Source organism: Nostoc sp. UCD121, from assembly GCF_014222285.1.
Lineage (GTDB): Bacteria > Cyanobacteriota > Cyanobacteriia > Cyanobacteriales > Nostocaceae > Nostoc.
The window spans coordinates 1-25,033 of record NZ_JACKZS010000113.1 but is presented as its reverse complement, the minus strand read 5'-3'; the positions used below and the strand labels follow the sequence as shown (position 1 = coordinate 25,033).

At 41.2% G+C, this 25,033-nt stretch carries 19 protein-coding genes; 5 read left to right on the top strand and 14 right to left on the bottom strand.

All coding sequences use genetic code 11. From position 1 onward, the window contains the following. Positions 1–99 precede the first annotated feature (99 nt). Entirely contained in the window at positions 100–867 is a 768-nt protein-coding gene (locus tag GNF10_RS22090; protein WP_185581860.1) for a circadian clock KaiB family protein, read from the top strand. Between the two features lie 306 nt (positions 868–1,173). Here GNF10_RS22090 and GNF10_RS22085 read toward each other — a convergent pair whose 3' ends face one another. Beyond that, a complete protein-coding gene (locus GNF10_RS22085; RefSeq protein WP_185581861.1) occupies positions 1,174–1,797 on the bottom strand; it encodes a class I SAM-dependent methyltransferase in 624 nt (207 codons plus the stop codon). Between the two features lie 94 nt (positions 1,798–1,891). On the opposite strand from GNF10_RS22085, the gene hemH reads away from it, so the two are divergent. After that, positions 1,892–3,058, top strand: coding sequence for a ferrochelatase (gene hemH / locus GNF10_RS22080; RefSeq protein ID WP_185581696.1), 1,167 nt, complete (start codon positions 1,892–1,894; stop codon positions 3,056–3,058). A gap of 91 nt (positions 3,059–3,149) precedes the next feature. Here the strand turns inward: hemH and GNF10_RS22075 are convergent, their stop codons facing one another. From GNF10_RS22075 to GNF10_RS22055, 5 genes are all read right to left on the bottom strand, one after another. Continuing rightward, positions 3,150–3,689: a DUF4126 domain-containing protein gene (locus GNF10_RS22075; RefSeq protein ID WP_012409062.1), complete on the bottom strand. Its 540-nt coding sequence runs from the start codon at positions 3,687–3,689 to the stop codon at positions 3,150–3,152. A 275-nt stretch (positions 3,690–3,964) separates the two neighbouring features. After that, a complete protein-coding gene (purB, locus tag GNF10_RS22070) occupies positions 3,965–5,260 on the bottom strand; it encodes an adenylosuccinate lyase (RefSeq protein WP_185581695.1) in 1,296 nt (431 codons plus the stop codon). A gap of 40 nt (positions 5,261–5,300) precedes the next feature. Further along, a complete protein-coding gene (locus GNF10_RS22065) occupies positions 5,301–5,858 on the bottom strand; it encodes a DUF421 domain-containing protein (protein WP_185581694.1) in 558 nt (185 codons plus the stop codon). Between the two features lie 151 nt (positions 5,859–6,009). Beyond that, complete coding sequence (locus GNF10_RS22060) at positions 6,010–7,026, bottom strand: YihY/virulence factor BrkB family protein (RefSeq protein ID WP_185581693.1); 1,017 nt, start codon at positions 7,024–7,026, stop codon at positions 6,010–6,012. A gap of 122 nt (positions 7,027–7,148) precedes the next feature. Then, positions 7,149–8,678, bottom strand: coding sequence for a YifB family Mg chelatase-like AAA ATPase (locus GNF10_RS22055; RefSeq protein ID WP_185581692.1), 1,530 nt, complete (start codon positions 8,676–8,678; stop codon positions 7,149–7,151). A gap of 665 nt (positions 8,679–9,343) precedes the next feature. Here GNF10_RS22055 and GNF10_RS22050 point away from each other — a divergent pair. Together GNF10_RS22050 and GNF10_RS22045 are read left to right on the top strand one after the other, a co-directional pair. Beyond that, a complete protein-coding gene (locus tag GNF10_RS22050) occupies positions 9,344–10,366 on the top strand; it encodes a serine hydrolase (RefSeq protein WP_185586342.1) in 1,023 nt (340 codons plus the stop codon). A 215-nt stretch (positions 10,367–10,581) separates the two neighbouring features. Then, complete coding sequence (locus GNF10_RS22045; RefSeq protein ID WP_185586343.1) at positions 10,582–11,586, top strand: 2-hydroxyacid dehydrogenase; 1,005 nt, start codon at positions 10,582–10,584, stop codon at positions 11,584–11,586. A gap of 102 nt (positions 11,587–11,688) precedes the next feature. Here GNF10_RS22045 and GNF10_RS22040 read toward each other — a convergent pair whose 3' ends face one another. The 5 genes from GNF10_RS22040 to GNF10_RS22020 form a co-directional block, all read right to left on the bottom strand. Continuing rightward, entirely contained in the window at positions 11,689–12,525 is an 837-nt protein-coding gene (locus GNF10_RS22040; RefSeq protein ID WP_185586344.1) for a serine protease, read from the bottom strand. 86 nt (positions 12,526–12,611) lie between these two features. Beyond that, complete coding sequence (locus GNF10_RS22035; protein ID WP_185607233.1) at positions 12,612–13,166, bottom strand: COP23 domain-containing protein; 555 nt, start codon at positions 13,164–13,166, stop codon at positions 12,612–12,614. 88 nt (positions 13,167–13,254) lie between these two features. Further along, positions 13,255–15,204, bottom strand: a complete 1,950-nt coding sequence (locus GNF10_RS22030; RefSeq protein WP_185585468.1) for a serine/threonine-protein kinase — start codon at positions 15,202–15,204, stop codon at positions 13,255–13,257. Positions 15,205–15,362: 158 nt separating this feature from the next. After that, entirely contained in the window at positions 15,363–17,651 is a 2,289-nt protein-coding gene (locus GNF10_RS22025) for a CHAT domain-containing protein (protein ID WP_185585467.1), read from the bottom strand. Between the two features lies 1 nt (position 17,652). Continuing rightward, entirely contained in the window at positions 17,653–20,337 is a 2,685-nt protein-coding gene (locus tag GNF10_RS22020) for a filamentous hemagglutinin N-terminal domain-containing protein (RefSeq protein ID WP_221644655.1), read from the bottom strand. Positions 20,338–21,013: 676 nt separating this feature from the next. On the opposite strand from GNF10_RS22020, the gene GNF10_RS22015 reads away from it, so the two are divergent. Continuing rightward, positions 21,014–22,822, top strand: a complete 1,809-nt coding sequence (locus GNF10_RS22015) for a ShlB/FhaC/HecB family hemolysin secretion/activation protein (RefSeq protein ID WP_185586309.1) — start codon at positions 21,014–21,016, stop codon at positions 22,820–22,822. Between the two features lie 187 nt (positions 22,823–23,009). Here the strand turns inward: GNF10_RS22015 and GNF10_RS22010 are convergent, their stop codons facing one another. From GNF10_RS22010 to GNF10_RS22000, 3 genes are all read right to left on the bottom strand, one after another. Continuing rightward, the gene (locus GNF10_RS22010; RefSeq protein ID WP_185586308.1) at positions 23,010–23,753 is read right to left on the bottom strand and encodes a M50 family metallopeptidase; all 744 of its coding nucleotides are present in this window, start codon (positions 23,751–23,753) and stop codon (positions 23,010–23,012) included. Positions 23,754–23,791: 38 nt separating this feature from the next. Next, positions 23,792–23,953 carry a hypothetical protein gene (locus tag GNF10_RS22005; protein ID WP_185586307.1) on the bottom strand — a complete coding sequence of 54 codons (162 nt, stop codon included), beginning with the start codon at positions 23,951–23,953 and terminating at the stop codon, positions 23,792–23,794. A gap of 77 nt (positions 23,954–24,030) precedes the next feature. Next, positions 24,031–24,906 (bottom strand): FHA domain-containing protein, encoded by an 876-nt coding sequence (locus GNF10_RS22000; protein WP_185586306.1) that lies wholly within the window; start codon positions 24,904–24,906, stop codon positions 24,031–24,033. Between the last annotated feature and the right edge of the window lie 127 nt (positions 24,907–25,033).

Below are 25,033 nucleotides of genomic sequence, written 5' to 3'. Positions count from 1 at the left end.
CTCATCCCCCAATCCCAAATATTTTTCTGATCCTGGTTACGGTTATAGCTAAGGTAAAAGGTAAAAGAGAGAATTTTTACTTTTAGCTTCCTAGCCTTTGTGAATAACTTGACAACAAACAAACTATCTACACCCCAGTTGTTTAAAGGCATTGCCCTATTTACACCTGGAGGAGATTTAATTTACTGCATCGACCCTAGCAAACAAGGTCGATGGCATTTGCATTTGTGTTCGGCTTTGCAAGAAATTCTAGATTTGCCAGAGCCACCGCACTTTTTAGTGCCTTGTTATACTGCAACTATTGACCACTGGTTAGATCCGCGCACTCAACAAGTGCGAACTTTTGCTGAAGCTTATCCGGCTGTAATTAGACATCAAGCTTTGCTTAATGCCATTTTTGGTACAGGGGATTTAGTATGGCAAGCTGCTCCTTGGCAAGAGGGGTTGTGCGATCGCATGGTATTAACATCTTATCGTTCCTCATTCCCGCAGCTTTGGGAAGATCACGATTTAATTGTTCGTCTAGACCTTTCTGAACCTGTGCCAAAATACCACCAGCCAGTAATAGTACAAAAAAAGGAAGTAATCACACAAGGCTATGTTCTCCGCTTGTTTGTTGCAGGGCATAGCAGTACTACCGAACGCATTCTGCAAAATTTACATGAATTGTTGGAGCGATCGCTGGGACATCCTTATACTCTGAAAGTAATTGATGTTTTAAGTCACCCAGAACAAGCAGAACTCAATCAAGTTTCTGCAACTCCTACCCTTGTCAAAGTTTGGCCGCACCCAATTCGGCGAATTGTTGGAGAGTTGGATCATGTAGAAAAGATTTTACAGATGTTAGCTGCTAAGGAAAAATTTTAAGTTTCATAACGAAATTGAGCGTTAAAAATAAAATGCAGAGGTTTGAGAGGTGGCAATTGTTTTTGCTAAAAATCAAAGAAAGTCTGTAGTAAGCTCATGGCTCGTGAACAGCTTTGCAATCAGACTAGTTTTTTTGCCAAGTATGAGAATTTCTCTGATTGCAATCAAATAAAATCCCTATTAGGGATTGAAACGAGCAATACAGACAAATTAAATTGCAGCAGTATTATCGCAATCAACTAAAATCCCTATTAGGGATCGAAGTTTTCTTATAAGAAAAAGTTACAGCGATCGCCTTACTTGTGTCTACTTCTTTGCCTGTATAACTTGTAAACTACCACCTGCATATAAAATTGGCTTACTAACATCAAACCCAGTCTCAGTTAACAATCCAGCCAAATCAGTTTTCAACAATTGCCAAGCTGTTTCCGTCTCAAACAAGAACAAAAACAGTGATATCCCAGTCCAAAATATTGGATTTGTTGGAGCGTGAAAATCCACTAGCGTAAATACCCCTCCTGGCTTAAGTACTCGATAAACTTCATTAATAATTTTTCGTAATTGCTGAGGCTGCATCTCGTGTAGTGCAACGCTGATATGCACCACATCAAACAGATTATCTGCAAATGGCATCTCCTCAGCAAAGGCTTCGACATAAGAAGCTTCCGGGACATTTAGCCGCGCCCGTTGCAAAGACTTAGGTGAAGCATCCAATCCTGTTACATTTTGTGAAAGTTTTACTAAAAATTGTGTCGTTTGACCACTACCGCAACATAAATCTAAAACCTGAGTATCTGAGTAGATTGTTAAGGCTTGCAAAGCAAGTTGCCGAAAACGGGCTTCACCACCTACACTTAAGGCTGCTAAACGAGAGATACTATCATAAAGCCACTGATAGCGGTAACTCCAATCCCTTAAAATTGTTGCCATTGCATATTTCCTTGCTATTAAGCTTTATTATTTAATAAAGATATATTGTTAACATTAGTAAAAAATCTGAAAAGATTGGGGGAAAGTAACAGCTATGGGTCGTGTAGGCGTATTATTACTCAATCTCGGTGGCCCTGATAAGCTAGAAGATGTCGGGCCGTTTTTGTATAACCTATTTTCCGATCCAGAAATTATTCGCCTACCGTTTCGCTGGTTGCAAAAACCCCTAGCCTGGTTTATTGCCTCACGACGAACCAGAACATCTCAAGAAAATTATAAGCAAATCGGTGGTGGTTCCCCATTGCGGCGGATTACAGAAGCGCAAGGGGAAGCTTTAAAAGAACAGTTGGGTTCTTTAGGGCAAGAAGCCAATATCTACGTGGGAATGCGTTATTGGCATCCTTATACAGAAGAAGCGATCGCACAGATCACGCAAGACAATATAGAACACCTGGTAATCTTACCACTATATCCCCAGTTTTCTATCAGTACTAGTGGTTCCAGCTTTCGGCTTTTAGATAAACTTTGGCGTGAAGACCCAAAACTTCAGCCCATTGAATACACCGTTATTCCTTCTTGGTACAAACAACCAGGCTACCTCCAATCAATGGCGGAACTGATAGCCCAAGAACTTGAGCAGTTTCCTAATCCAAACGGGGTTCATATATTCTTCAGCGCTCACGGCGTTCCGAAAAGCTACGTTGAAGAGGCTGGCGACCCTTACCAGCAAGAAATTGAAGAATGTACTGCTCTGATTATGCAGACTCTCAATCGTTCTAATGCCCATACCTTAGCTTATCAAAGTCGTGTCGGCCCCGTAGAATGGCTCCAACCCTATACTGAAGATGCGCTTAAAGAATTAGGCGCACAAGGCGTAACAGATTTGGTTGTCGTGCCTATCAGTTTTGTCTCAGAGCATATTGAGACACTGCAAGAAATTGATATTGAGTATCGGGAAGTAGCAGAGGAATCAGGAATTCATAACTTCCGCCGCGTTCCTGCTCCTAATACTCATCCAGTATTTATTAATGCACTTGCAGACTTAGTGATTGATGCGCTGAAAAATCCCAGCTTCAAGCTTTCGCAAGCTGCCCAAATGAAAAAAATGGTGAAAATGTACCCCCAAGAGCGTTGGGAATGGGGTCTAACGACTAGCGCTGAAGTCTGGAATGGTCGGATTGCCATGTTGGGCTTTATCGCCTTAATCATCGAGCTAATTACCGGTCACGGCTTCTTGCACATGATTGGGCTTTTGCAGTAAGGGGAATTGGGAATTGAAAATTGGGAATTGGGAATTGGGCAATAGTTCTTCTTCCCCTGCTTCCCCTGCCCCCTTGCTTTTTCCCCATTCCCTATCCCCTTGTGTGATACCAGTCATACCACTGCTTCGCGCTACGAACTGCAAACCAAAGCAGTATTAAAGCAATTAATCCTCCTTGCCAGGGAGCATCAAAGGCAAAAAGTACTAGAGCAATGCACAAGGTATCTTGAAGAAAGACTACCCACAAGGGTAAGCCACGTAACCGATAGAACCAACCAACTTGAACTAGCTGGAGTACTAAAGCTAAGGAACCTCCAATACAGGCAATCAGCCAGTTTGGTGTTGCTGTGGCATTAGCGACTGCTAAACCCATAATTGCCCCTACGATGGGAGACATGAATAACTGAACCAGTTGTAATAATCTTTGTCCCCATAGCTTTTTTGAGGCTAATAATTCAACTAAAGACCAAAAGGTGAGGCAGCCTAACAATATTGGTGGGGAAATGTGAGATAAAATTGGAACTTGTGACCATAAGTTACTACCCTGCAATAGTCCAATAATTAGCAAAGGTATGCCTATTCTCATTCCTGCTGCGGCAGAGGCAGAAAGTGTGGCTAGGATTTCAATCATTAAGGCACTGGTAGGACTAACAAATACTTACTTATTTGTTATGTATACTACCCAGTTATAGGAATAATTCCAGCATCAAACATCCAGCCTTCAGCAATACAGCAGTGAATATTGTTGATATTTATTTTTAAATTCTTTTTTAACGTGGGTTCAATGGTTTATACAGCGTATTTCAGGTAAATGAAGACCTGAAAACGAGGGTTTTGGCTATTGTTTATTTTTTGAATAAAAAGTTTGTAGTAAGCACTTAAGCGCTCACTACAAGCCAATTAATTCTAAATTCCTAATCGTTGGTAAACTTCTTCTAAATGTTGGAGATGCTGCTGGGGGTCAAAACAGACTTCTAATTCTGCTGGAGACAACTTTTGAGTAACGCGAGGGTCTTTGCTAATTAAGTCCTGGAAATTTCCTCCTGGCTTGTTCCAAGCGACGTGAGCGCTTTCTTGAACGATCGCATAAGCTTCTTCGCGGCTGCTTCCCTTGTCTATCAAGGCAAGTAGAACTTTTTGGCTGAACACAACGCCGCCGTAGCAGTTGAGATTTCGTGCCATGTTCTCAGGATAAACCAACAGGTTTTTCACCAAGTCAGTTATTTCTGACAACATAAAATGCGTCAAAGTACAAGCATCTGGCAAAATTACCCGTTCTACAGAACTGTGGGAAATATCCCTCTCATGCCAGAGAGCAATGTTTTCCAAGGCTGCACCAGCATGACTTCTCACCAGTCGCGCCATTCCCGTTAGCCGTTCCGAACGGATGGGGTTACGTTTGTGTGGCATGGCTGAGGAGCCTTTTTGACCTTTGGCAAAGAATTCTTCAACCTCTAAAACGTCTGTTTTTTGAAGATTCCGAATTTCTACAGCAAAACGTTCGATGGATGCGGCTACCAAAGCTAATTGTTGCACGTAATCGGCGTGGCGATCGCGGGAAATAACTTGTGTTGAGGCCGTATCGGGTTTGAGTCCGAGTTTTTGGCAAGCGATCGCTTCTACACGCGGTTCAACGTTAGCATAGGTTCCCACTGCACCAGAAATCTTACCCACAGCAATAGTTTCGTGGAGAATTCTCAAGCGTTCTTGGTGTCGCAACACCTCTGCTAACCAGCCAGCTAGCTTAAAACCAAAAGTAATTGGTTCAGCGTGAATACCGTGCGATCGGCCAGCCATGACTGTATGACGGTGTTCCCGTGCTTTTTCACGAATTACCTGAATCAAATCTTCCAGACGTTGCAATAATAGATCGAGGCTGGCAACCAATTGCAGCGCTAAAGCTGTATCCAAAACATCCGAACTGGTTAAACCCAGGTGAATGTAGCGTCCGGCTTCCCCGACATATTCGTTGACATTTGTCAAAAAAGCGATGACATCGTGGCGGACTACAGCCTCAATTTCTAACACCCGCTTGGGGTCAAAATCTGCCTTGGCCTTAATTTCCTCAACCGCCTGAGATGGAATGTAACCTAGTTCAGCTTGAGCCTCACAAACAGCAATCTCGACTTGCAGCCAAGTTTTTAGTTTATAGGTTTCACTCCACAGATTAGCCATTTCGGGCAAAGTATAACGCTCAATCACAGTTCGGCACAGAATACAACCGTCATATTTTACAGTCTAATTAATGTAGATCAATTTTTAATGCTGCTTTTGGCTCAGAGACGGGATTAGTTTTTGAGTCAAAGGTGATGATGCTAATCCTACCGTCAGCCTCCATATATGCAAACTTCACATCGGCTAAAAATTCCACACCTTGCTGACGTAACTTGCTCATCAACTCATCGTCTGTAATTAACTCTCGTTGCAAATGACGCTGAATCATCCGACCATTTTTTACCAGTAGTAGCGGTGGCTGATTTAGAAAACGTTGGAACTGAGGTATTTTGTAGCCTAACCAGTTCAATAAATAACTCCAAAAAATCACAGTTCCTACCAGGATAGCGCCTTCAGTAATCGATGTATAATTACTTGCCATCGCATTTTGGGCAGCTTCAGCAAATAGCACAACTACGAGTAAATCAGTAATGCCTAGTGTTCCTAGCTGTCGGCTAGGAAGGAAACGTAAAACTGAGAACAGCGCTAAATATACCAGCGAACCACGGATAATCAACTCAAAGACGCTGATGCTAGGAACAAAGATTGCTTGCCAATCGATAAAAAACCATTTTTCCGTTAGCACTGATTTTCTTCCTTTTTCATATAGATTTCTGGAAAAAATCCAGTATCACTTTATTTATCTGGGATCTGATTTCATAAAACTGATTTTTATTAGAGGTTAAATTCTTGAATATTTATCAGAGTTACAAATATATAAGCCCTGGATAGTGGGGTTAAAATCGCGGATTTTTCCTCCTTTGTTTTAATCGTTTGGGCTTTTTGAAAGAATTGAATAAACGATTAATCAGGTTAGAAGATGACTTTTTATTAGTGGACGATTGACTCGTTTTAGCCTTGTCATTATATTCAGTGTTATCAGATAAAGGAATGGCATGTTTTGTTGGGGTTATGCCGCTTCCATACCTTCTAGCATAAACTTGGGTAAATTCAGCACCGAAGAAAAGAATCTGTGCGGCATAGTTAACCCAAGCTAAAATCACTACCAATGAACCAGCAGCACCATAAGCTGAACCAAAACTCCCATTACCTAAATACTGTCCTAATAAAAATCTCCCAATTGAGAACAAAAAGGAGGTGAGCATAGCCCCAATTAAAACATCACTCCAACCAATTTTGACATCTGGTAGGACTTTAAAAATAAGTCCAAACAGAAACGTAGTGATGGCAAAAGAGATGACGAAATTGAGAATCTGCCAGAGGAAATCCACACCTGGTAGCAAATTGCTAAAGAATGTCACTAATGCTGTTAAGGCTGTACTAATTACTAGAGAAACTAACAGTAAAAAACCAATACCTATGACCATTGCAAAGGACAAAACACGTAGGCGAATGATGTTAGTTACGCCACGTCCGGGTTTCGGTTTAACTTCCCAAATCGTATTAAGGGAATCTTGCAACTCGGTAAATAAACCAGTAGCACCCAATAGCAAAACTACAACACTAATAATCGAAGCGATCGCTCCTGTCTGTGGTTTGTTCGCATTCTGAATCGCTGTTTGGATAAATTCTGCCCCATCTGGGCCAACTAAACCTTGAATTTGTCCGACAATTTGACCCGTTGCCGCCTTTTCTCCAAATACTGCCCCTGCGATCGCAATTACAATAATTAATAACGGTGCAATAGAAAAAATCGTGTAATAAGCTAAAGCCGCCGCTAACCGTGACGCTTTATCCTCACTCCATTCTTTGAATGTCTCTTGGAATAAATTCCAAATCGCCTGCAAATTCATTCAACCAGTCTCCTTCTAAGAGGATATCGCTTACTTCCTGATATATTTGATACTTATTGTCTGGGTGGCGACATCCTCCCAAGGGAGTTTGTAAAGCATTCTTAAGGAGGAATATAATAGTTTTACTGCATTCTGTCGATTGTGCGATATTGAATCGCTTCCGCCACATGACTAGTTTTTAGCTCATCATCTCCCGCTAAATCTGCAATAGTTCGTGCTACTTTGAGAATGCGATCGCTAGCTCTTGCCGATAAACCTAATTTTCTAATGGCTACTTCTAATAAATTGCGGCTAGCATCATCTAGCTTGCACCATTTCTGGAGATGACGACTTTGCATCTGAGCATTGCAACGCAGATTTGCTTCTTCTTGAAAACGGGTAATGGCGCGATCGCTTGCTTGTTGCACTCGTTGTAGGACTGATTCTGATGTTTCTCCCGTCGGTTGTTGGGTAATTTCTTCTGGTTTCAAGCGATTTACAGCAACTTGTAAATCAATTCGATCCATCAACGGGCCAGAAAGTTTTGCCCAATATTGCTCGCGTTGGCGGGGAGAACAAGTACATTGTTGGATGGTATCGCCATAGTAACCGCAAGGACAGGGATTGGTACTCGCCACCAAAGTAAACTGTGCGGGAAACGTTACCGATAGTCTGGTACGAGAAATTGTCACATAGCCATCTTCTAAAGGCTGACGGAGAAATTCCAGCACATCACGTTTAAACTCAGTTAATTCGTCTAGAAATAGCACACCTCTGTGAGATAATGAGATTTCGCCAGGACGAGGAAAGCTACCGCCACCAACCAGAGAAGGCCCAGATGCTGAGTGGTGAGGGCTGCGAAAAGGGCGATCGCGTACCAACGAACCGCGATTTTTCAATAAACCAGCCACCGAATGGATGCGAGTCACTTCCAAAGATTCGGCAAAACTCAGGGGCGGTAAAATTCCTGGTAAGCGCCGTGCTAACATGGTTTTACCACTACCAGGCGGCCCAACAAAGATTAAATTGTGTCCACCAGCAGCAGCAATTTCTAAAGCTCGACGAGCATGAGCTTGTCCTTTCACATCATGCAAATCTGCGCTACGGTAAGATACTGTTGCTGTGTCTACTGTACTATCCATCTGCACAGGTTTGTAACGCCCTGGATTATTTAAAAGAGCTACCACATCAGACAGATGTTTGCAGCCGTAAACAGCCAAACCTTGAACAACTGCGGCTTCTTGGGCATTATCAGCAGGGATAACTAAACCTGCAATTCCCATTTTTTCGGCTGCTGCTGCGATCGGTAAAACACCAGCCACCGGACGCAAGCTGCCATCTAGAGACACTTCACCTAAGAATAGATAATCCCCCAACAAATCAGCGCTAACTTGCTCAGAAGCCGCCAAAATTCCCACGCTAATAGGCAAATCAAAACACGGGCCTTCTTTGCGTAAATCTGCCGGAGTTAAATTGATTACAATTTTCCGCATAGGAAAGGCGAAACCTGCATTTTTCAGCGTTGCTTTGACTCTTTCTCTCGATTCTTGAATCGCTGAATCTGGTAGTCCCAAGACAACAATTCCCGGTAATCCCCCTGAGACATCGACTTCCACGCCTACTTTGACGGCATCGATGCCCACAATTGATGCACTCCAGACTCTAGCAAGCATTGCTTATATAACAGTAAACCTTTCAAATCTCTAGCAGATACGTGGGTCGATTGGCATTAGTGAAACTACATAGACTATTTTACCGATCCAGCATAGTTATACCATTTCATTTTCGACTGCCCTATTTTAGCTGTGCCACGCCACTAGAGTAATTTTATTTTTACACTTTATAAATAACTTTAATACCCTAGCTACTAAGTGTAAAAACTATAACTAATTATCCGAACTTGATATCATGAATTAATAATTATCAATTAGATAGGACTTACGCAATAACTCTCTGAAACTCTTATTTCTCCCTGTCCTCTGCGCCCTCTGTGGTTCGTTTGTTCCTGATTTTGCGTAAGTTGTGTTAGATAGAAGCAATTGCTTTTTTATCCAGAGCGCTATGTATGTATAAATCATTGCTAGCAAAATTAAAACTGCAATCATAATCTCTTATTATTTGTATAAAAATATAATCAATTGATGTGATAAAAGCATATTGTCCATATTATACCTTGTGTTTTTTTACCATACATTTTATTTTCAATTTTCCAATAATGCGTGTTTCATATCTATTGACATGGGATACCTTAATGATTACTATGTCAATCAATCCGGATTTGATTAAGTTCTTGAGAAAATCTCTGTAAATAAATCCAACACTATCCTTACAGCACTACATGAAACTACGCTGGCTATTACTCAGCCTTACAAGTATTTTTTTATTTTCGTCTCCAGTAAAAGCGAATCCCAACACCAATCAAGTTGGCAACATAAATGACTGGAGTGCAAATCAATCTGATTTACAATTACCAAAACTTAAATTTATTCCTCCGGTTCCTCTAGGTGATCCTGGCAACCCAATAAATAGTTCTAAATTTACTGGTGTAGTTCCTCTAGGACGCGAGATATCAGAACTAAAAACTCCTATTAAAGCATTAATGGCTCGCTATAGATTCCTCACTCCCGGAATCTTTTTTATGGACTTGAAAACAGGTGATTATTTCAGTTTTAATGGTGGTAAAGCATTTTCTGCTGCTAGCACAATTAAGTATCCGATTTTGATTGCATTGTTTCAAGAAGTAGATGCAGGGAGAATCAAACTTGGTGAAACTTTGGTGATGCGAAGGAAACATGTCACTGGCGGTTCCGGAAATTTGCAGTATCAACGAGTGGGAACTAAGCTGAGTCTCTTGCAAACTGCAACCAAGATGATGACTATCAGCGATAACACTGCTACAAATATGATTATCGATCGTTTAGGTGGTGTATCTAAATTAAATCAAAAGTTTCGCCGTTGGGGATTGCAAAGTACTGTGATTCACAATATGTTAGGAGATTTTAAAGGAACTAATAAAACTAGTGCCAAAGACTTGGTAAGACTGTCAGCTTTGGTTACAAATAATCAGTTAATTTCTGATAGAAGCCAATCCCAAGTTTTAGGTATTATGATTCGTTGTCAAAATAGAAAATTGCTCCCATCAGGCTTAGGTTCTGGTGCAAATATTGCTCATAAAACAGGTACTCTGCGGTTTATACTAGGCGATGCAGGTATCATTGAAACGCCATCAGGTAAACGTTATTTAGCAGGAATTTTCGTGCGTAGACCAAATAATGACATTAGGGCTAGGGATTTTATTCGTCAAGTTTCGCGGGTGATGTATGGCTACTTCGAGCACCCAAAAGTCAGTAATCTACCTTAATTATTTATTCTGAATTCTAAATTTTTGCTTTAGTTTCAGACTTGCACGGAAGAGATATCCCAACCCCCTTAAGGGGGTTTTTTAGCTAATTGCAATTCTGAAAGCTGGCAATATTCAAAAATACGATAGCGAATAGCCCGTCTTAGACATCGCTTTTCTAACTGCCAAGCTATTATGTAGTCGGATACCGTGCAGCATAGAGCTTGAGGTTTTGAATGAAAGTAGCAGTGTTCAGTACAAAAGTCTATGATCGCAAGTTTTTGTCAGATGTAAATTCTCCCACACAACACGAATTAGTGTTTTTTGAACCCCGTTTAAATCGGGATACTGCTATCCTCGCCGACGGATTTCCGGCGGTTTGCGTATTTGTACACGATCAGGTTGATGCCCCAACTTTAAAACTTCTCGCTTCACGGGGTACTAAGCTGGTTGTCCTTCGCTGTGCTGGGTTTAACAATGTAGACTTACAAGCCGCAGCAGATTTAGGAATTACTGTTGTGCGTGTTCCCGCTTACTCACCTTATGGAGTAGCAGAACATGCTGTAGGGTTGATTTTAAGCCTGAATCGCAAAATTCATCGGGCTTATAACCGTGTCCGAGAAGGTAATTTTTCCCTAGATGGACTGTTGGGATTTAATTTGCATGAGCGTACAGTGGGGATTGTCGGTACTGGCAAAATCGGTCTAATTTTAGGACAGATTATGAAGGGGTTTGGCTGTAACCTACTCGCATACGACGTTTATCGCAATCCAGAATTGGAGGCACTAGGTGGAAAGTATGTAGAACTACCTGAGCTATTTGCCAACTCTGACATTATTTCCTTACATTGCCCCCTGACTCCCGAAACACATCACTTGATTAACGCTGAGGCTATAGAACAGATTAAGCCAGGCGTAATGCTAATTAATACTAGTCGGGGAGCCCTGATTGATACCCAAGCAGTGATTGAGGGATTAAAGTCTGGTAAGATTGGCTATCTCGGCGTGGATGTCTACGAACAAGAATCGGAATTGTTTTTTGAGGATTTATCTGGCGAAATTATTCAAGATGATATTTTCCAACGTCTGACAACGTTCCCCAATGTACTCATTACCGGACATCAAGCCTTTTTTACAGCAGAAGCTCTCCACAATATTGCAGAAACAACTTTTGCTAATATTGCTGATATTGAAAATGGTCGTCCTTGCGCCAATGAAATTCGCGCTCAACCGTCAACTTAATTAAGGGTTGGCTAGTGACTTTGAACTAAAATCACTAGTTAATCCTCATCATCATGCAAATCCTCCATTTCCTCAGTAATTAGCATCTAAAAATCTTCGTTATTATAACCCCCGTGCCGAGGCTTCTGTTGATGAGTCTTTGTGTTTATCTATTAGCTCACCTATTCTTTTTGTATGTACTAGATGGAGAAATTTTGAAGTTGGTATCGCCCAACTTAGGTGGCTCATTTCCTGCCATCTTGCTTCAGAAACAGTAGAGCCATCCTTAAAAACATAAGGATTCCCTAATAGTGGATATTTAGACATCCCGTTGACACCTACAACTTCCCCCTGAATATTGAGCAATGGGCCACCACTCATACCCCGCTTAACGTTGTTGGTATAGCCAATTTGATAACCTCCAACCAAAGGTTGGTTGAGTAGGTCAGAAATTTTTCCGCTAGTCAACTCGAATTTACCTGACTTGGATGGGTTAATGTCAAACGGAAACCCTGTGGCAAAAACTCTATTACCTACTTCTAAAGTTGATGCCTCTTTTACAATTGCCACTGGATAAACAATACTAGCACTACGGAATTGGATCAATGCTAAATCATCATTAAAGCGAATTGATCGTAGTAAACTACTTGAATAAATACGACCATCAGCAGTCTGAATCCGATGCTGTTTTCCTGGAGAAAGGACGTGTTCGTTAGTCAGTACTATATAAACCTGTCCTTGCTGTTGGATAATAAATCCTGAACCCCAAGAATCATTTGAAAGCACTTTTACTGTAATTAACTTAGACTGTTGCTGTAACCGATCTATAGATAACTCCTGTTGGGGTTTTCTGGAGGACGTTATTTGAGTTAATATACTTGGATTTGGATTAACTGCTCTTGTTAAGATAGCTAGCAAGCCATTCATACAGGCAAATAGAATTATTAAACGTAAATTCATGCCTGACTTTAATCTCCAAATGGCTTGCTTTTAGTTTATAAAAAAGTTTATTCAATTTATTAATTAAATATCTGTCATATCCAGAATCAGTTAGAGCAAAAAAATGACCCATTACAGGTAACTGGAGATGCGGGTTTTTCTGACTGTGTTGGTTGGCTCTGTCTATTTTTTGAGGCGTTACTCAAATATTCATCTACATCAATGTAAACTGGATTACCTCTGGTAAGCCTGATCTTTCTGACTCTAGTTGAAACATTAAATAGTTCTACAAGAACTTTTTGAGGATTGTCTTTAGGCTCAAAAGTGAGTAGCAAGCCATCTGATATACAATTACTCCCTTTTTTTTTGGCAACGCACATCACGTTTTGATTATTCATTCTGCCAGTTGTAATAAACCGGAGATTACCTGCATCTGAATGTTTTTGGAACCTTGCTGTTACTTCTTGACAGCGCCGTTCAGGTGTATAACCGGAATTACTAAAAGCTTGAGATTGCCAGCCAATAAACTCAACAGTTTCTGTTGGAGTGCGTGCATAAGTAATAGGAATATCTTGCTTCATTTCACAAATATATTGCACTTTGACTGTAGGTTTAGCTAGGCTCACAATAGGTAGAGCGATTGTGGTAGCAAATGTAATCACAATTGGAATAAAAAAATTATATTTCATAACATCGAAAAAGAATTTAGATAAAGAAACAGTTTTTATTTATGCTTGTTAGATTTAATTGCTACTGACAGTTGGAACCCTGCCCCAAAATAGAGCTAGAAGCTTGACAATTATCAATAGTTGGGGATTTTTGAGTAGGTGAAGGTTGGGATTTTAACTTTCTTGTTCTAATGACTGGTTGAGAATTATTGGATGAGACATTTAAATTTGAGTTGTTTCGTTTGCGGATTGTGGGTGCAACTCTAGGTGTTATTAGTTGGTTTCTGACAACCGTAGTATTAACAGAATAAAATGGTTTGATGTTGTCGGGTTCAAGCTTAGATTTAGCTTCTTGAATAATTGCCTCTTTCTGCTGTCGCCAATATTGAGTACCAGCAATCTTACTTGCTGAAGTTATCGCATCATTAAATTTATTTTTAGTTAATGCAATTTGCGCTAAATTTAAATTCTCTTTACTAGAATTAAATTCCTGTTTCCACTTAGCAATAAACTCTTGAGCTTCTTTAAAACTAGAGCTTTTGGATGGGATATCTTTAGCTATAAGAATTGCATTATCTACATCTCCTGACTGCTCGTATTTTTGTGTTGCTAGGGTGAGCAGCTTCTGAGACCATTCATTAATTAGATTTTGAGCCTCTTCAGAAAAAGGTTGATTGCTCAGAATTTTATCAGCCTGCTTAATTGCTTCAGGAAAGTTAGACTGGGCTGCTAGGATTTTAGCTTGAGAGATTCGGCATTCATTTAAGGTATTTATAAGCTCATTTTTAACTTGTAAATTCCGTGATGAATTTTTATCAGGAAAACCAATATTACTTGCTTTTTGTATACATTCTTCATATTTTTTTGCTTGCTTTAAAGTTTTAATATCTTGCACGCTTGCTAAGAAATTTTGATTTTTATGCCAATCAAAAGCGGAAACACCAAGTATACTGACAAAAGTAGCAAGACTCAATATAACTCCTACTGGAGATTTAATTACAGCCAACGCTTTAGCAAAACCTGCCGATTGAGGACTGTTGGGAGAAGCAGGTAGATTTAAAGTTGGCGCTGTTGATAGTCGGGGATTATTTGCGGTTGTACTTAATGGCTGTTGCCCAAACTGAGATACTGGCACTGTAGGGGGGCAACTGTATGGCTCTGTATGGGGATATTGAAGGCGGAAGTCTGGCTGTGTTGTTGCATATCCAAGTTGAACTACCAAGGTTTCGAGTGCAGCCAGTACCTCTTTCGCAGACTCATAACGCTCTTGAAAGTGGTAGCGTACCATCTTACTGAGAATACCAGCTAACTCAGGGCTAACCTGAGCGTAGCTGTACCACTCAACTTCACCGCTAGCATCCTCTCTCAATTGTTGATGGTTTAGTCCTGTTAGGGCTTGGATAGCTATAATCCCTAGAGCATAAATATCACTGCTGAAACGAGGTTTACCTCTTAACTGCTCAGGTGGCATATAGCCTAAAGTGCCTACAACAACAGAGGTACTCATCTGGCTTTGTGCTGTAGTCAGTTGCATATTTATTTGCTTAACTACACCAAAATCAACTAGAACTAGTTTATTATCCTGTTGGCGGCGAATGATGTTATTAGGTTTAACATCCCGATGGATAACACCATTGCTGTGAACAAAGTCTAGAATGTCTAAGATTTCTCGCAGTAGTTGTACTACTTGACTTTCACTCCAATGATAACCAGGTAATAACTCTGTACTGAGCAAGTTTCCATCAATTAGTTCTTGAACTAAATAGAATTCCTCGTTTTCCTCAAAATAAGCTAGAAGTCGTGGAATATGGGCGTGATGACCAAGTTGTTCTAAGGCTTCTGCTTCTTTTGCAAATAGATGTCTAGCTGCTTCTAAAAAGGCAGGCTCGGTATTCGCTGGCTTCAGATGCTTAACAACGCAAGTAGGATTACCTGGTCTGTGAATATCTTGAGCTACATAAGTTTGTCCAAATCCCCCTGCTCCCAGGACTTTTAGTACTTGGTAATGCCCGGCTAGTAGCTGATCTAACATACGTTTAACTTATATAAAAAATACTATTAACATCATCTATAGCGGTTATCACTTAGGTACAACACCCTGTGGCTTCAAGAGACTGGAAAAAGGAAAGTTTTAATTGTTCATTTTATTTTATGGGGTATATTTGTTCGTTGGAGAACCCTTATAAATTATTAATCAGCTTCACCAATCAAAGTAAAGCCAGCCCAATCTGTAGGATCTGGGGATTGTTGCATTGTTTTGAGCATTGCTTGGCGTAGTGCTTGGGCTTTATCGGCATGAGTTTGAAAATTACTATAAAACTCTAACATTAGTGTTGCTGTCGTATCATCTGGTACTTCCCACAAAGAGACGATCGCACTAGCAGCCCCGGCAGAAATCAAAGACCGGGATAACCCAATTACACCATCTCCTGTAATTTCACCTCTGCCTGTTTGACAAGCACTTAATACTACTAGTTCGGCATTGAGTTTTAAATTTATGATTTCGCCAGGGGTAAGAAAGCCATTATCATTACCAGATGGAGCTAGCGCGATCGCACCAGGAACACCCAATTGTTTCACTTCATCAAGTAGACCGTGGGTTGCTAAATGAATTATCCTAGCTTTGGGCATCTGCTTGATGATATCTAGCTTAGTGGCGCGATCGCCAGTAATTGCTTTAGTTTGCAAAAGACTAGCAATTTTGTTGGCTTCTTCTTCTGCACCAGGTAGCTGTGACAAATTATGAGGCGGATCTCCCACTTGAATTTTGGGCATTGTGGGATTGCCTACGACTAAGATATCTTTTGCTAATCCTTGGCTACGTTGTCTTTGCTGATTAGCCAGATTCAATACTTGGATGGCAGGAGCAGAAACGATCGTGTGTTGTTCAATTAAGTACTTACCAGTGGTATCTTGCAAGGCTGTGAAAGGCACTAACAAAAGAAAATCTTGAGGAATGAATATAACGCGAGCATTGGGGTCTTTGGGTAGCTCGTCAGCAATGGGTTGGATCAGGAGTTGATGTAATTGCTTTAAGCCTTTAGAAACTACTTCCGAATTTGCAGAACTACTTGTTGCTGGATCAATGGCATTCCGAGTGTTAGTTGCTATTTCTTGGAGTGAAGTTTTTTGCTGCCGTAGTGACTTGAGATTAACTCGCCGCAAGGTTACTTCACCCGTAGGTTTAACCACCCAGATTAAGAGTTCTAATTCTGGGGCTTTTAGCTTACCTTGATGCAAGAAATCATCGGGAACAATGGAATATTCAACTAGTGTGGCTTTTTGCTGTTTGGCAATTTGTTTAATTTGAGCAATGGTTAGTGGTGCGATCGCAGCTTGGGAGGTTGAATTAGGTTTAAGTTTTGTCTCCATTAACTCCACAAAAGCCCGGGCACGTCCTTGCTCAGAAGCTTCTAATGAAGCTCCGGGTTTGTTCTGCGCTACTAAAATTTGTTGTAGTAAGTTGTATGTTGCAAGCTGTGTATCAAAAATTGATACTTTGCCTTGATCGTCTAATCCTTGTCTGAGTGAGTCTAAAAGCTTGACTGCAAGGCGGAGTTTATTTTCGGCCTCAAGCAAATTGCCAGATACAAATAAAGCGTGTCCAAAGTTATTGAGAGTTAACGCCTCTGCTCGGCGATCGCCTATTTCTTGGGCAATCTTTAAGCTCTGCTGTTGGTGTTCAATTGCTTTGGGATAGTCGCCTAAGCTTTCGTATGCCAGCCCCAGGCTGCTCAAAGCTACCTGCTCGATGCTGCGATTTTTGATTTCCCGCGCTAGGGTTAAACTTTGCTGGTAAGATTCAACTGCCTTACTATTGTTGTTTTGAGCTTGGTAAGCAGTTCCAAGATTGTTGAGCGTACTTGCTTCACCTTCTCTGTCTTTGGTTTCTCGTGCGATCGCTAAACTTTGCAGATATGACTCAACAGCCTGGGGATATTTGCCCAATTCAGCATAGACCATTCCTAAACTGCCTAAAGCCGCACCTTCACCTACTCGGTCTTTGGTTTCTCGTGCGATCGTTAAGCTCTGCTGCTGAGACTTAATCGCTTTGTCATACTCACCTATTGCTAAATAAGCATTACCTAAATTGCCTAAAAGCTGCCCCTCTGCTTGACGATCCTTAAGTTCTTGAAAAATGATCAAAGCTTGCTGTTGATAATTAATAGCTTTGCCATATTCCCCTGTATCTCTATAAGCAAGCCCTATATTTCCTAGAGTTTGTGCCTCTCCTCGACGGTCTTTGAACTCTCGATAAACTATTAGTGCTTGTTGCCAAGATTGGATAGCTGGTACAAATTGACTCAGTTGATAATGTTTCAGCCCTTGTTGTAGCAATTGATCTGCTTTGATTTTATCGGTTTGAGATTGGGCGATCGCTTGTGAAGTCACAAATGGTACTGTTGCTAAAACAGGCATTAAGACGCTAGCGAAGATAGGAATTACTTTAAGGATCAACTGATAGTTAGTTTTTAACATACTATTTATTCTTAAAAACTACGTTGCTATCTAGTAAATTCCCATCAAAATTGAAGACTTGATTCAAACTGGTTTCGTCTTCTTTGTCTCTGGCATTGAGATTCGAACCTGTTAATTCTCCTTTCCCATCATTGCTAAGTGTTAACTTCGTAGCATGACTACTGTATTTGAGACGAGCAACCAGCGATTCGTCTAGAGACAAAATTCCAAAAGTTAAGCTTTCTGGTTGGCGAATCATAGCTGTTTGTGTTTTTTGCTGTGACAATTCTACATTATTGCGATCGCCCTGCTCACCACTACCAGTGCTGTTGGTACCATTGTTTCTTCCACTACTGCCAGTACTAGTGCTACCCGTCTCAGTTCCCGTGGTTGTTCTAGGACTAGTGCTTGTAGCTGTACTTATTGTGCCACTAGTAGTAGCTGTTGTACTAGTTCCACTACTGCCAGTGCTAGTGCTACCCGTGCTAGTTCCCATTTCAACAGGCGGATTGACTATAACAGCAGGAGGTTCTGGGGAGAATGGTATATCTTTAATAGATCCAATTATCCTTGCGTTGAACCCAGTTATTAGAGCAATATCATAAGCGGTACCGCTATTATTTTCTGGAAAAGGTTGCTTGTTTACTGAAAAAGCTTGATCTTTAAGAATTTGGATATTTATTCGTCCACCGTCTTCATTACTTCCTTGACGAAAACTGCCCTCAACAAGCTTTCTATCTCCAAGCTGTACAGTGATAGTGCCTGCATTTTCTTTGCTGATTGTATTTATGTCTAATCCCTTAGGATATGTAAAAGCCAAAATGCTAAATTGTCCGACACCTTGGTGGTTTTGAATATCTGTAGCTCTGAAAAGACCGGAAGCTACGATTTCAATGTTTCCATTATTACCTAGGCTACCAGAAACAATGCTTTTGACCTCAATATTACCCTTTGTGGCAGTCAAAGTGACAGGGGCACCACTAACTATATGACCTGTTTTTATGTTGCCGCTTATGCTATACAAGCTAACAGGCTTATCGCTAGAGCTAGTGATAGATCGTTCAGAGGTGTAGTTGATATTTCCTACAGTAACGTCACCTGTGGCAGACAAAATTACAGAACCTTGAGCAAGAGAACTATATAATGTATTAATATTTCCTGGTGTCTTAATGTCTCCAACTGTGATCTTGCCTTGCAACAGGGAGTTTTCAGGAGAGCTAAAATTAGTATTCGATGAACCTATATTGAAATGAGGAACATTAGAGGGATTATCTAATGTAGCTTTACCTGCTTGTAAAATCAGTGCTGGCTGAGTAGTCAAAATATTGAAATCGGGATCTGAACTAGGAATACTACCAGAAGTGTCTGGTCCAGTGATACTAATGTCTCCTCCAGTTATGCTGCCTTTAGCTTCTACCTTAAGTGCTACACCTGTATAGGAAGCAAACGTAACATCTCCTTCCGAACTGATAATTGGGTCGTAAAGACTGACAAAGTTTCCAGGTTGACCTGACAAGTTAAGCATCGAGAAACTACCACCAGCAGCAAAATGAGCATCCCCGGAGATATTCCTATCGCTGACTAGACTAAGGTTGCCGCCACTCTGAAAAGGTGTCTGCGGATGATTCAATGCTAGGATGTCAATACCTTGACTGCCTTGAATGTAGAGGTCTTTTCCTGCTTGAGCAATAAAGGGATTTGCAACACTATCCCGTACCCGCACGATATCCTTTGCTAATAAATTTAAGTCACCTGTAGTGCTTAGTTGACTTTCCACTAATGTCAAATTGTGATTGGCAGCAAGTGTTGCTGTCTGGGCACTCACTTCTTTTGCTACCACATCTCCATTCTCTACAACCAAACCAGAACCTGTGAGTGCAACTGTGCCATTACTGTTGACTGCAATTCCTATAGCATTTCCCCCACCCCCACCAGTCAATAGTTGCGGCAAAGATAAAACTGGTAACATCCAGTTATTTGGCTGACTACCATTTGCTGCTATTGGTTGTACATCTAAAGAAAGCAGATTTCCTGTTTGACTAATCCGCACCACACTCTTACCTGGAACTGCCGCTACAGTAATCTGACCTCCTGATGCTGAGAGTTTTCCGGTACTCGCCACCGTACCACCCAACAAAGTCAAGTTTTGTCCTTCCCCAACACTTAAGTCGCCAGCATTGATAATTGCCCCTGGCTTTTCTGTAGTGAAGGCAAAAGCACTAGGATTGCCTACCAGTTGGGCATAGTTGCTGTTACCAGTCGCACTAAACCAATTAGAACCAAATCCAATGCCGTTAGCTGTTGTTACCGTCAGAGCAGCAGGCAAATTCAGGCTGGCGTTCGGCCCAAAAATAATACCTGCGGGATTCATTAAGAATAGGTTCGATTTTCCACCTGTAACCTGAATTAGACCATTAATTACAGAAGGATCGCCACCATTGATCCGAGTCAGAATGTTAAGGATTTCCGGTTTAGAAATAAAGTTGGCAATCTGGTCTTGACTCAGACCAAATTTGGTCAAACTATGGAACAGATTTGCTCCATCTTGAGAAGTCTGTCCGCCAGTGATATTGAATTGCTTACCATCAGGAGTCACAACAGTATTTGTGCCGTCTGCTGCTGGAGTAATTGATTGTGCCTGTACTTGTCCGACTCCAATAACTCCCAGCAGAGGGAGTGTTGCTAACCATATACCAATTCTGCTCACTGCCAATTTCCTTAATCTATAATTTGGTTTTTTCAAATAACTTTAGTAAATCTGTAAGAGTCTGTGCTGTGTTTGGACCAAAGCTTCATAACAGAATATACTCAGTGTTCTACTTTATTTCTCAGGGTTACTTAGGTTATTATACTGAATCCTACACAATCTTTAAGAAAAAAAGTTAATTATTCTGTAACTTCATCTACCATAAGATATAGATTTAGACATAAAAACAAATTTTTATGTATCAATAAGTTTAGTATTATACAAGTAAACATTTGTCTTACTAATATGCTTGGAAAATTACAGTTGCCTTAGCTCAACACCTGCCAAATACTAATGTAGTTTTTAAAACACTGTTGTTTGACAGCAAATATCTGGTTATGAATGGACATAACAGGTAAATCAGCCTATATTTCCATACTTTGTGAAGAATCTGTAACCTAATCATAATCGCAATGACCTTCGGGAACCACTGACTTGAGTTAATTAAAAGTTATTAGATATGATAGTGTATTTACTATACTTCATTGATTACAAAATGTAAACAAAAGCAAATGAGAGTAAAGCCTATCTGGTATAAGTAAATTTTAGAACGTATTTATTAAGTGTTAGTACTTATACAGCGTTTTCTATTACAAAAATACAACGTATAACTTAATTTTTTAGGAAAAACATTGATATGAACAAAGACTCTGTGTGTTGGAGTGTGGTAAATGTGTTGTCTTGGTGGAAATTGACACTTCCAAGTGCAATGGCAGTTGCTTGGTTGTTGCCAAGTTATGCAGCTTCCAGCAGTCCAACTGCCATACCAAGTATTAGGCCAACCGCAGATACGGTAGAGATAGCTCAAAACCAGCCTGCACCAACAGTCAATCCAAGACCTGATCCCAACCGCGATCGCTTTCCGCAACCTCTACCAGATCCAACGCCACTACCCGAACAAAAAGAGCCAATTCTGACTCCTCCAACTCCAGAAACGCAACCATCTCAACCAAATGTGCTTATTTTGGTTCGTAAAGTTGAAGTTGTTGGTAGCACTATCTTTGCTCCACAAGAAATCAACCCGATTGTGCAACCTTTAGAAGGACGTTCTGTCAATCTAGAAGAACTACAGAAGGCAGCCGATGCAATTACTCAACTGTATTTGAACAAAGGCTACATTACCTCAAGAGCAGTCTTAGTCAATCAGGTGATTACTGATGGAGTCGTTCAAATCCGAGTTATTGAAGGTCGTTTAGAGAAAATTCAGATTGAGGGAACCAGGCGATTGAATCGTGACTATGTAAGTAGCCGCGTGCGTTTAGGAATCGGAAAACCCCTGAATTCAAATAAGTTAGAAGAACAACTAAGGCTACTCCGCATCGATCCTCTATTTGACAAGATAGATGCTAGCTTAAGCGCTGGTTCTAACTTAGGTGAAAGTATTCTCACCATCAGAGTAGATGAGGCAAAGTCCTTTGAAAGCGTTTTTAGTGTAGATAATTACTCTCCACCCAGTATTGCTCCAGAAAAAGCTGGGGTTTTTCTGCGCTACCGCAACTTAACCGGAATTGGCGATGAAATTACTGCCTCTTACAACTTTGGCGTGAACTTTGACGATTTTGATCGGGCTGCATCTAACGTATATGATTTCACCTATCGCGTACCGCTCAATCCCATGAATGGGACTGTACAATTTCGTGCAGCACCAAACAACAACAAGTTAATCAATCCTGCTCCCATACAGCCCTTCGGTGATATTAAAGGTAGTTTGGATTTCTATGAAATCAGTTATCGTCAGCCGTTGGTGCGATCGCTAAAAGAAGAGTTTGCGCTTTCTACAGCAATTGCCTTTCAAGGAAGCAGTGGATCTTTTACCTTTGATGGCATTGGCGTGAATACTGAACCTAGCCGCACCCGTGTTCTGAAGTTTGGTCAAGATTATACTCGTCGTGACACTCAAGGAGCTTGGGCGATACAATCTCAATTTAGCTTTGGCTTAGATATCTTCGATGCTACAGTTAGTTCTGAACCAAATCAGAATGGAAGCTTTTTCAGTTGGTTAGGTCAAGTGCAACGGGTTCAACAATTGGGTAATGACAATTTATTGATCGTGCAAGCAGATATACAATTGACACCAGATGATGTACCGCCATTCTATGAATTTTTTATTGGTGGTGGTCAATCGCTTCGAGGCTACCGTCAAAATGCTCGTTCTGGAGACAATGGATATCGGCTATCAGTAGAAGGTCGAATTCCTATATTACGTAATGGTGAAAGAGTCCCTATTTTGCAACTTGCCCCTTTTGTTGATTTAGGACAAGTCTGGAATAAAACCGGTAATGTTAACAATCCATTTTTGGCTAGTGCAGGTCTAGGATTGCTATGGCAGCCAATACGGAACTTTAACATCAGAGTTGATTATGGCATTCCCTTTGTAGAAATAGAAAAGCCAAGCGGTAGTCTTCAGGACGATGGCTTACACTTCAGTCTCACTTACAGTCCTTAATCATCTTTGAGCAAAACTTAACATTTTTGACTAGAGCAACCCTAAATTATTGGTAAACCTGTTTAAACTAGGTAACTATAACTGGTTAACTAAGGTTTGCACTTTCAGGAACTCTGTACCTAATTCAGCAATTAAGGTACTAGGGGTTGAATTCGTAACTGCAAAAGGCGATCGCTAATTTGTGTATTCATTCTGAACGATAGGCAACGCGGAGACTTTGGACTAAAATCACCAGAGATGCGATCGCCATCAACCCGCCCCAAAACCAGTAAGGTAAAAGCAAATATCGCTGCATTTGCGCTGTATCAGAGAGTCCAAGGGGGCCAGCAGAACTACTAAATAAATAATCAAGTTGATGGTACGTACTCACACAAGCTTGTACACCCAGAAATTGAATGGCAAACCCTTGCACCCAACGAGGTGCTTTCAGGGCGATACCCAAAATTATTAAACCCAACAAGGGAATTGCCACCAATCCAAACCAGGAACGTATCCAAATTAATGTGGAAAATAGCAAAAAACTCCCTAATATTTTTAAACTTAGGGAAGCTACTTTAAAACTGCGGGAAGCCAGAATCAAAGCTGCGCCGGCAAGAGGCGGCCCCATTGGGCCTGCGGCTGCGACCATTGCCGGGCCAATTGGCCCCAATGACGACCGGATGCCATAAGTTGCAACACCGGAACCATTGCTAAAAATCTGTAATTTTTGAAACTGTCCCCCTAATAGGAGTGCCATTAAACCGTGACCCATTTCATGGAACCAGGTTGCCAGAATTGTAAATGGGTATAAGATATAATCACCTCCTGGTACTTGCCATAGTAAAGCAGTTGCGATCGCTGCTGCAATTAGCCAGGTTAGCCCCATACGCTCAACAACTGACGGGGCTTCTTGGGTGAGCAAGGGTTCAGAATTTTTACTTGGTTCCCTCATAGGTCACTCTATTTTGGATTTTAGATTTTCTGGAAAATTCAAAATTTTAAATTGGCAGTGTATTTTATCCATCCTAGTGTAATTATTGAGGTAGTGGAGTTCCTGAACAATGCAACAATTCGCACATCGAAGCGACGGCCATAAACTATGGCGCTATCAAAAACAACATAGTTATCCGTCGCTTGTCTGATGCGGTGCATTTGTTTCTCCTCCAAAAAAGATGCCGGAGGATGGGCAGAAAATGCTTAGACTGATGTCACAATCGATGGAAAATCAGTTAAGCATATTGAAACAGGAATGTCATTAAGTCTCCTTTACCCAAACTGATGCGATCGCCTGGCCGCAATCGATGACGATTCCCTGGTAAAAGGGGCAAGTTATTAATGTAAGTGCCATTAGAACTTCCCACATCTTCTACATAGTGAGCGTCTCCCTCAACACGAATATCTGCATGAATCCGCGAGACAACTTCTGAATTGGGAAATCCTGAAACGTCTATATCTGGAGGAATCCGGTCATTAGGCTTGCCGATATGAATCACAGAGAGATTTTGCGGCAATTCAATTAGCCGATCGGTTTGGACGTGGATTAACCGCGCTATAACCTGCTGCAATTGCGTTCTGGCAACGGTTACAGTTGGTGCTGGTGCAGCTGGCGGGGGTAGTTCTGCTTCAGAGGGTGGCGCTGGTTCCAACGGTGGTGGAGTAGGAATACTTTGTCCAGAAACTACGGGTACTGCGACGCTTGGCTCTGCTTCTGGGGGGCTGCTTTCTATAACAGCTGCCTCTGGAGGAGCTACTGGAGGAGCTGCCACCTCTGTTGCTGGTAAAGATGAACTGGGAGGATGAGAGTTAGTAGAACCGCTTATTCCCAAAGCATCTGGTTGTAAAAGTTCTAACAGTGGATCGGGTGGAACTAATGGTGGTACTTCCACAGGAACATCGGGAGTAACTGTTGTAGCTACCGCACTATGAACATGGGGAACTCCTGCAGAGTGAAGGTTATAGCCACACTGACCACAGAATGCAGCATCTGCCTGCACACTTGCCCCACAACTAGGACAGTTAGTAGTCGCGGGTAACGGTGTATAACAAGCTTCACATTGGACAGCACCATCAGGGTTGGGATGATTGCAATTAGGGCAGACGATCATCAATATTTAGCCTTTGTTCAAGATCATCATAAATATAGGTAGGACTGGCAAGCAGAGGGCGGCCCTAGCTTTAGATTCTAGCAATTACTGCCGATTTGATACGGGACAGGGAGCAGGGAGCAGGGAG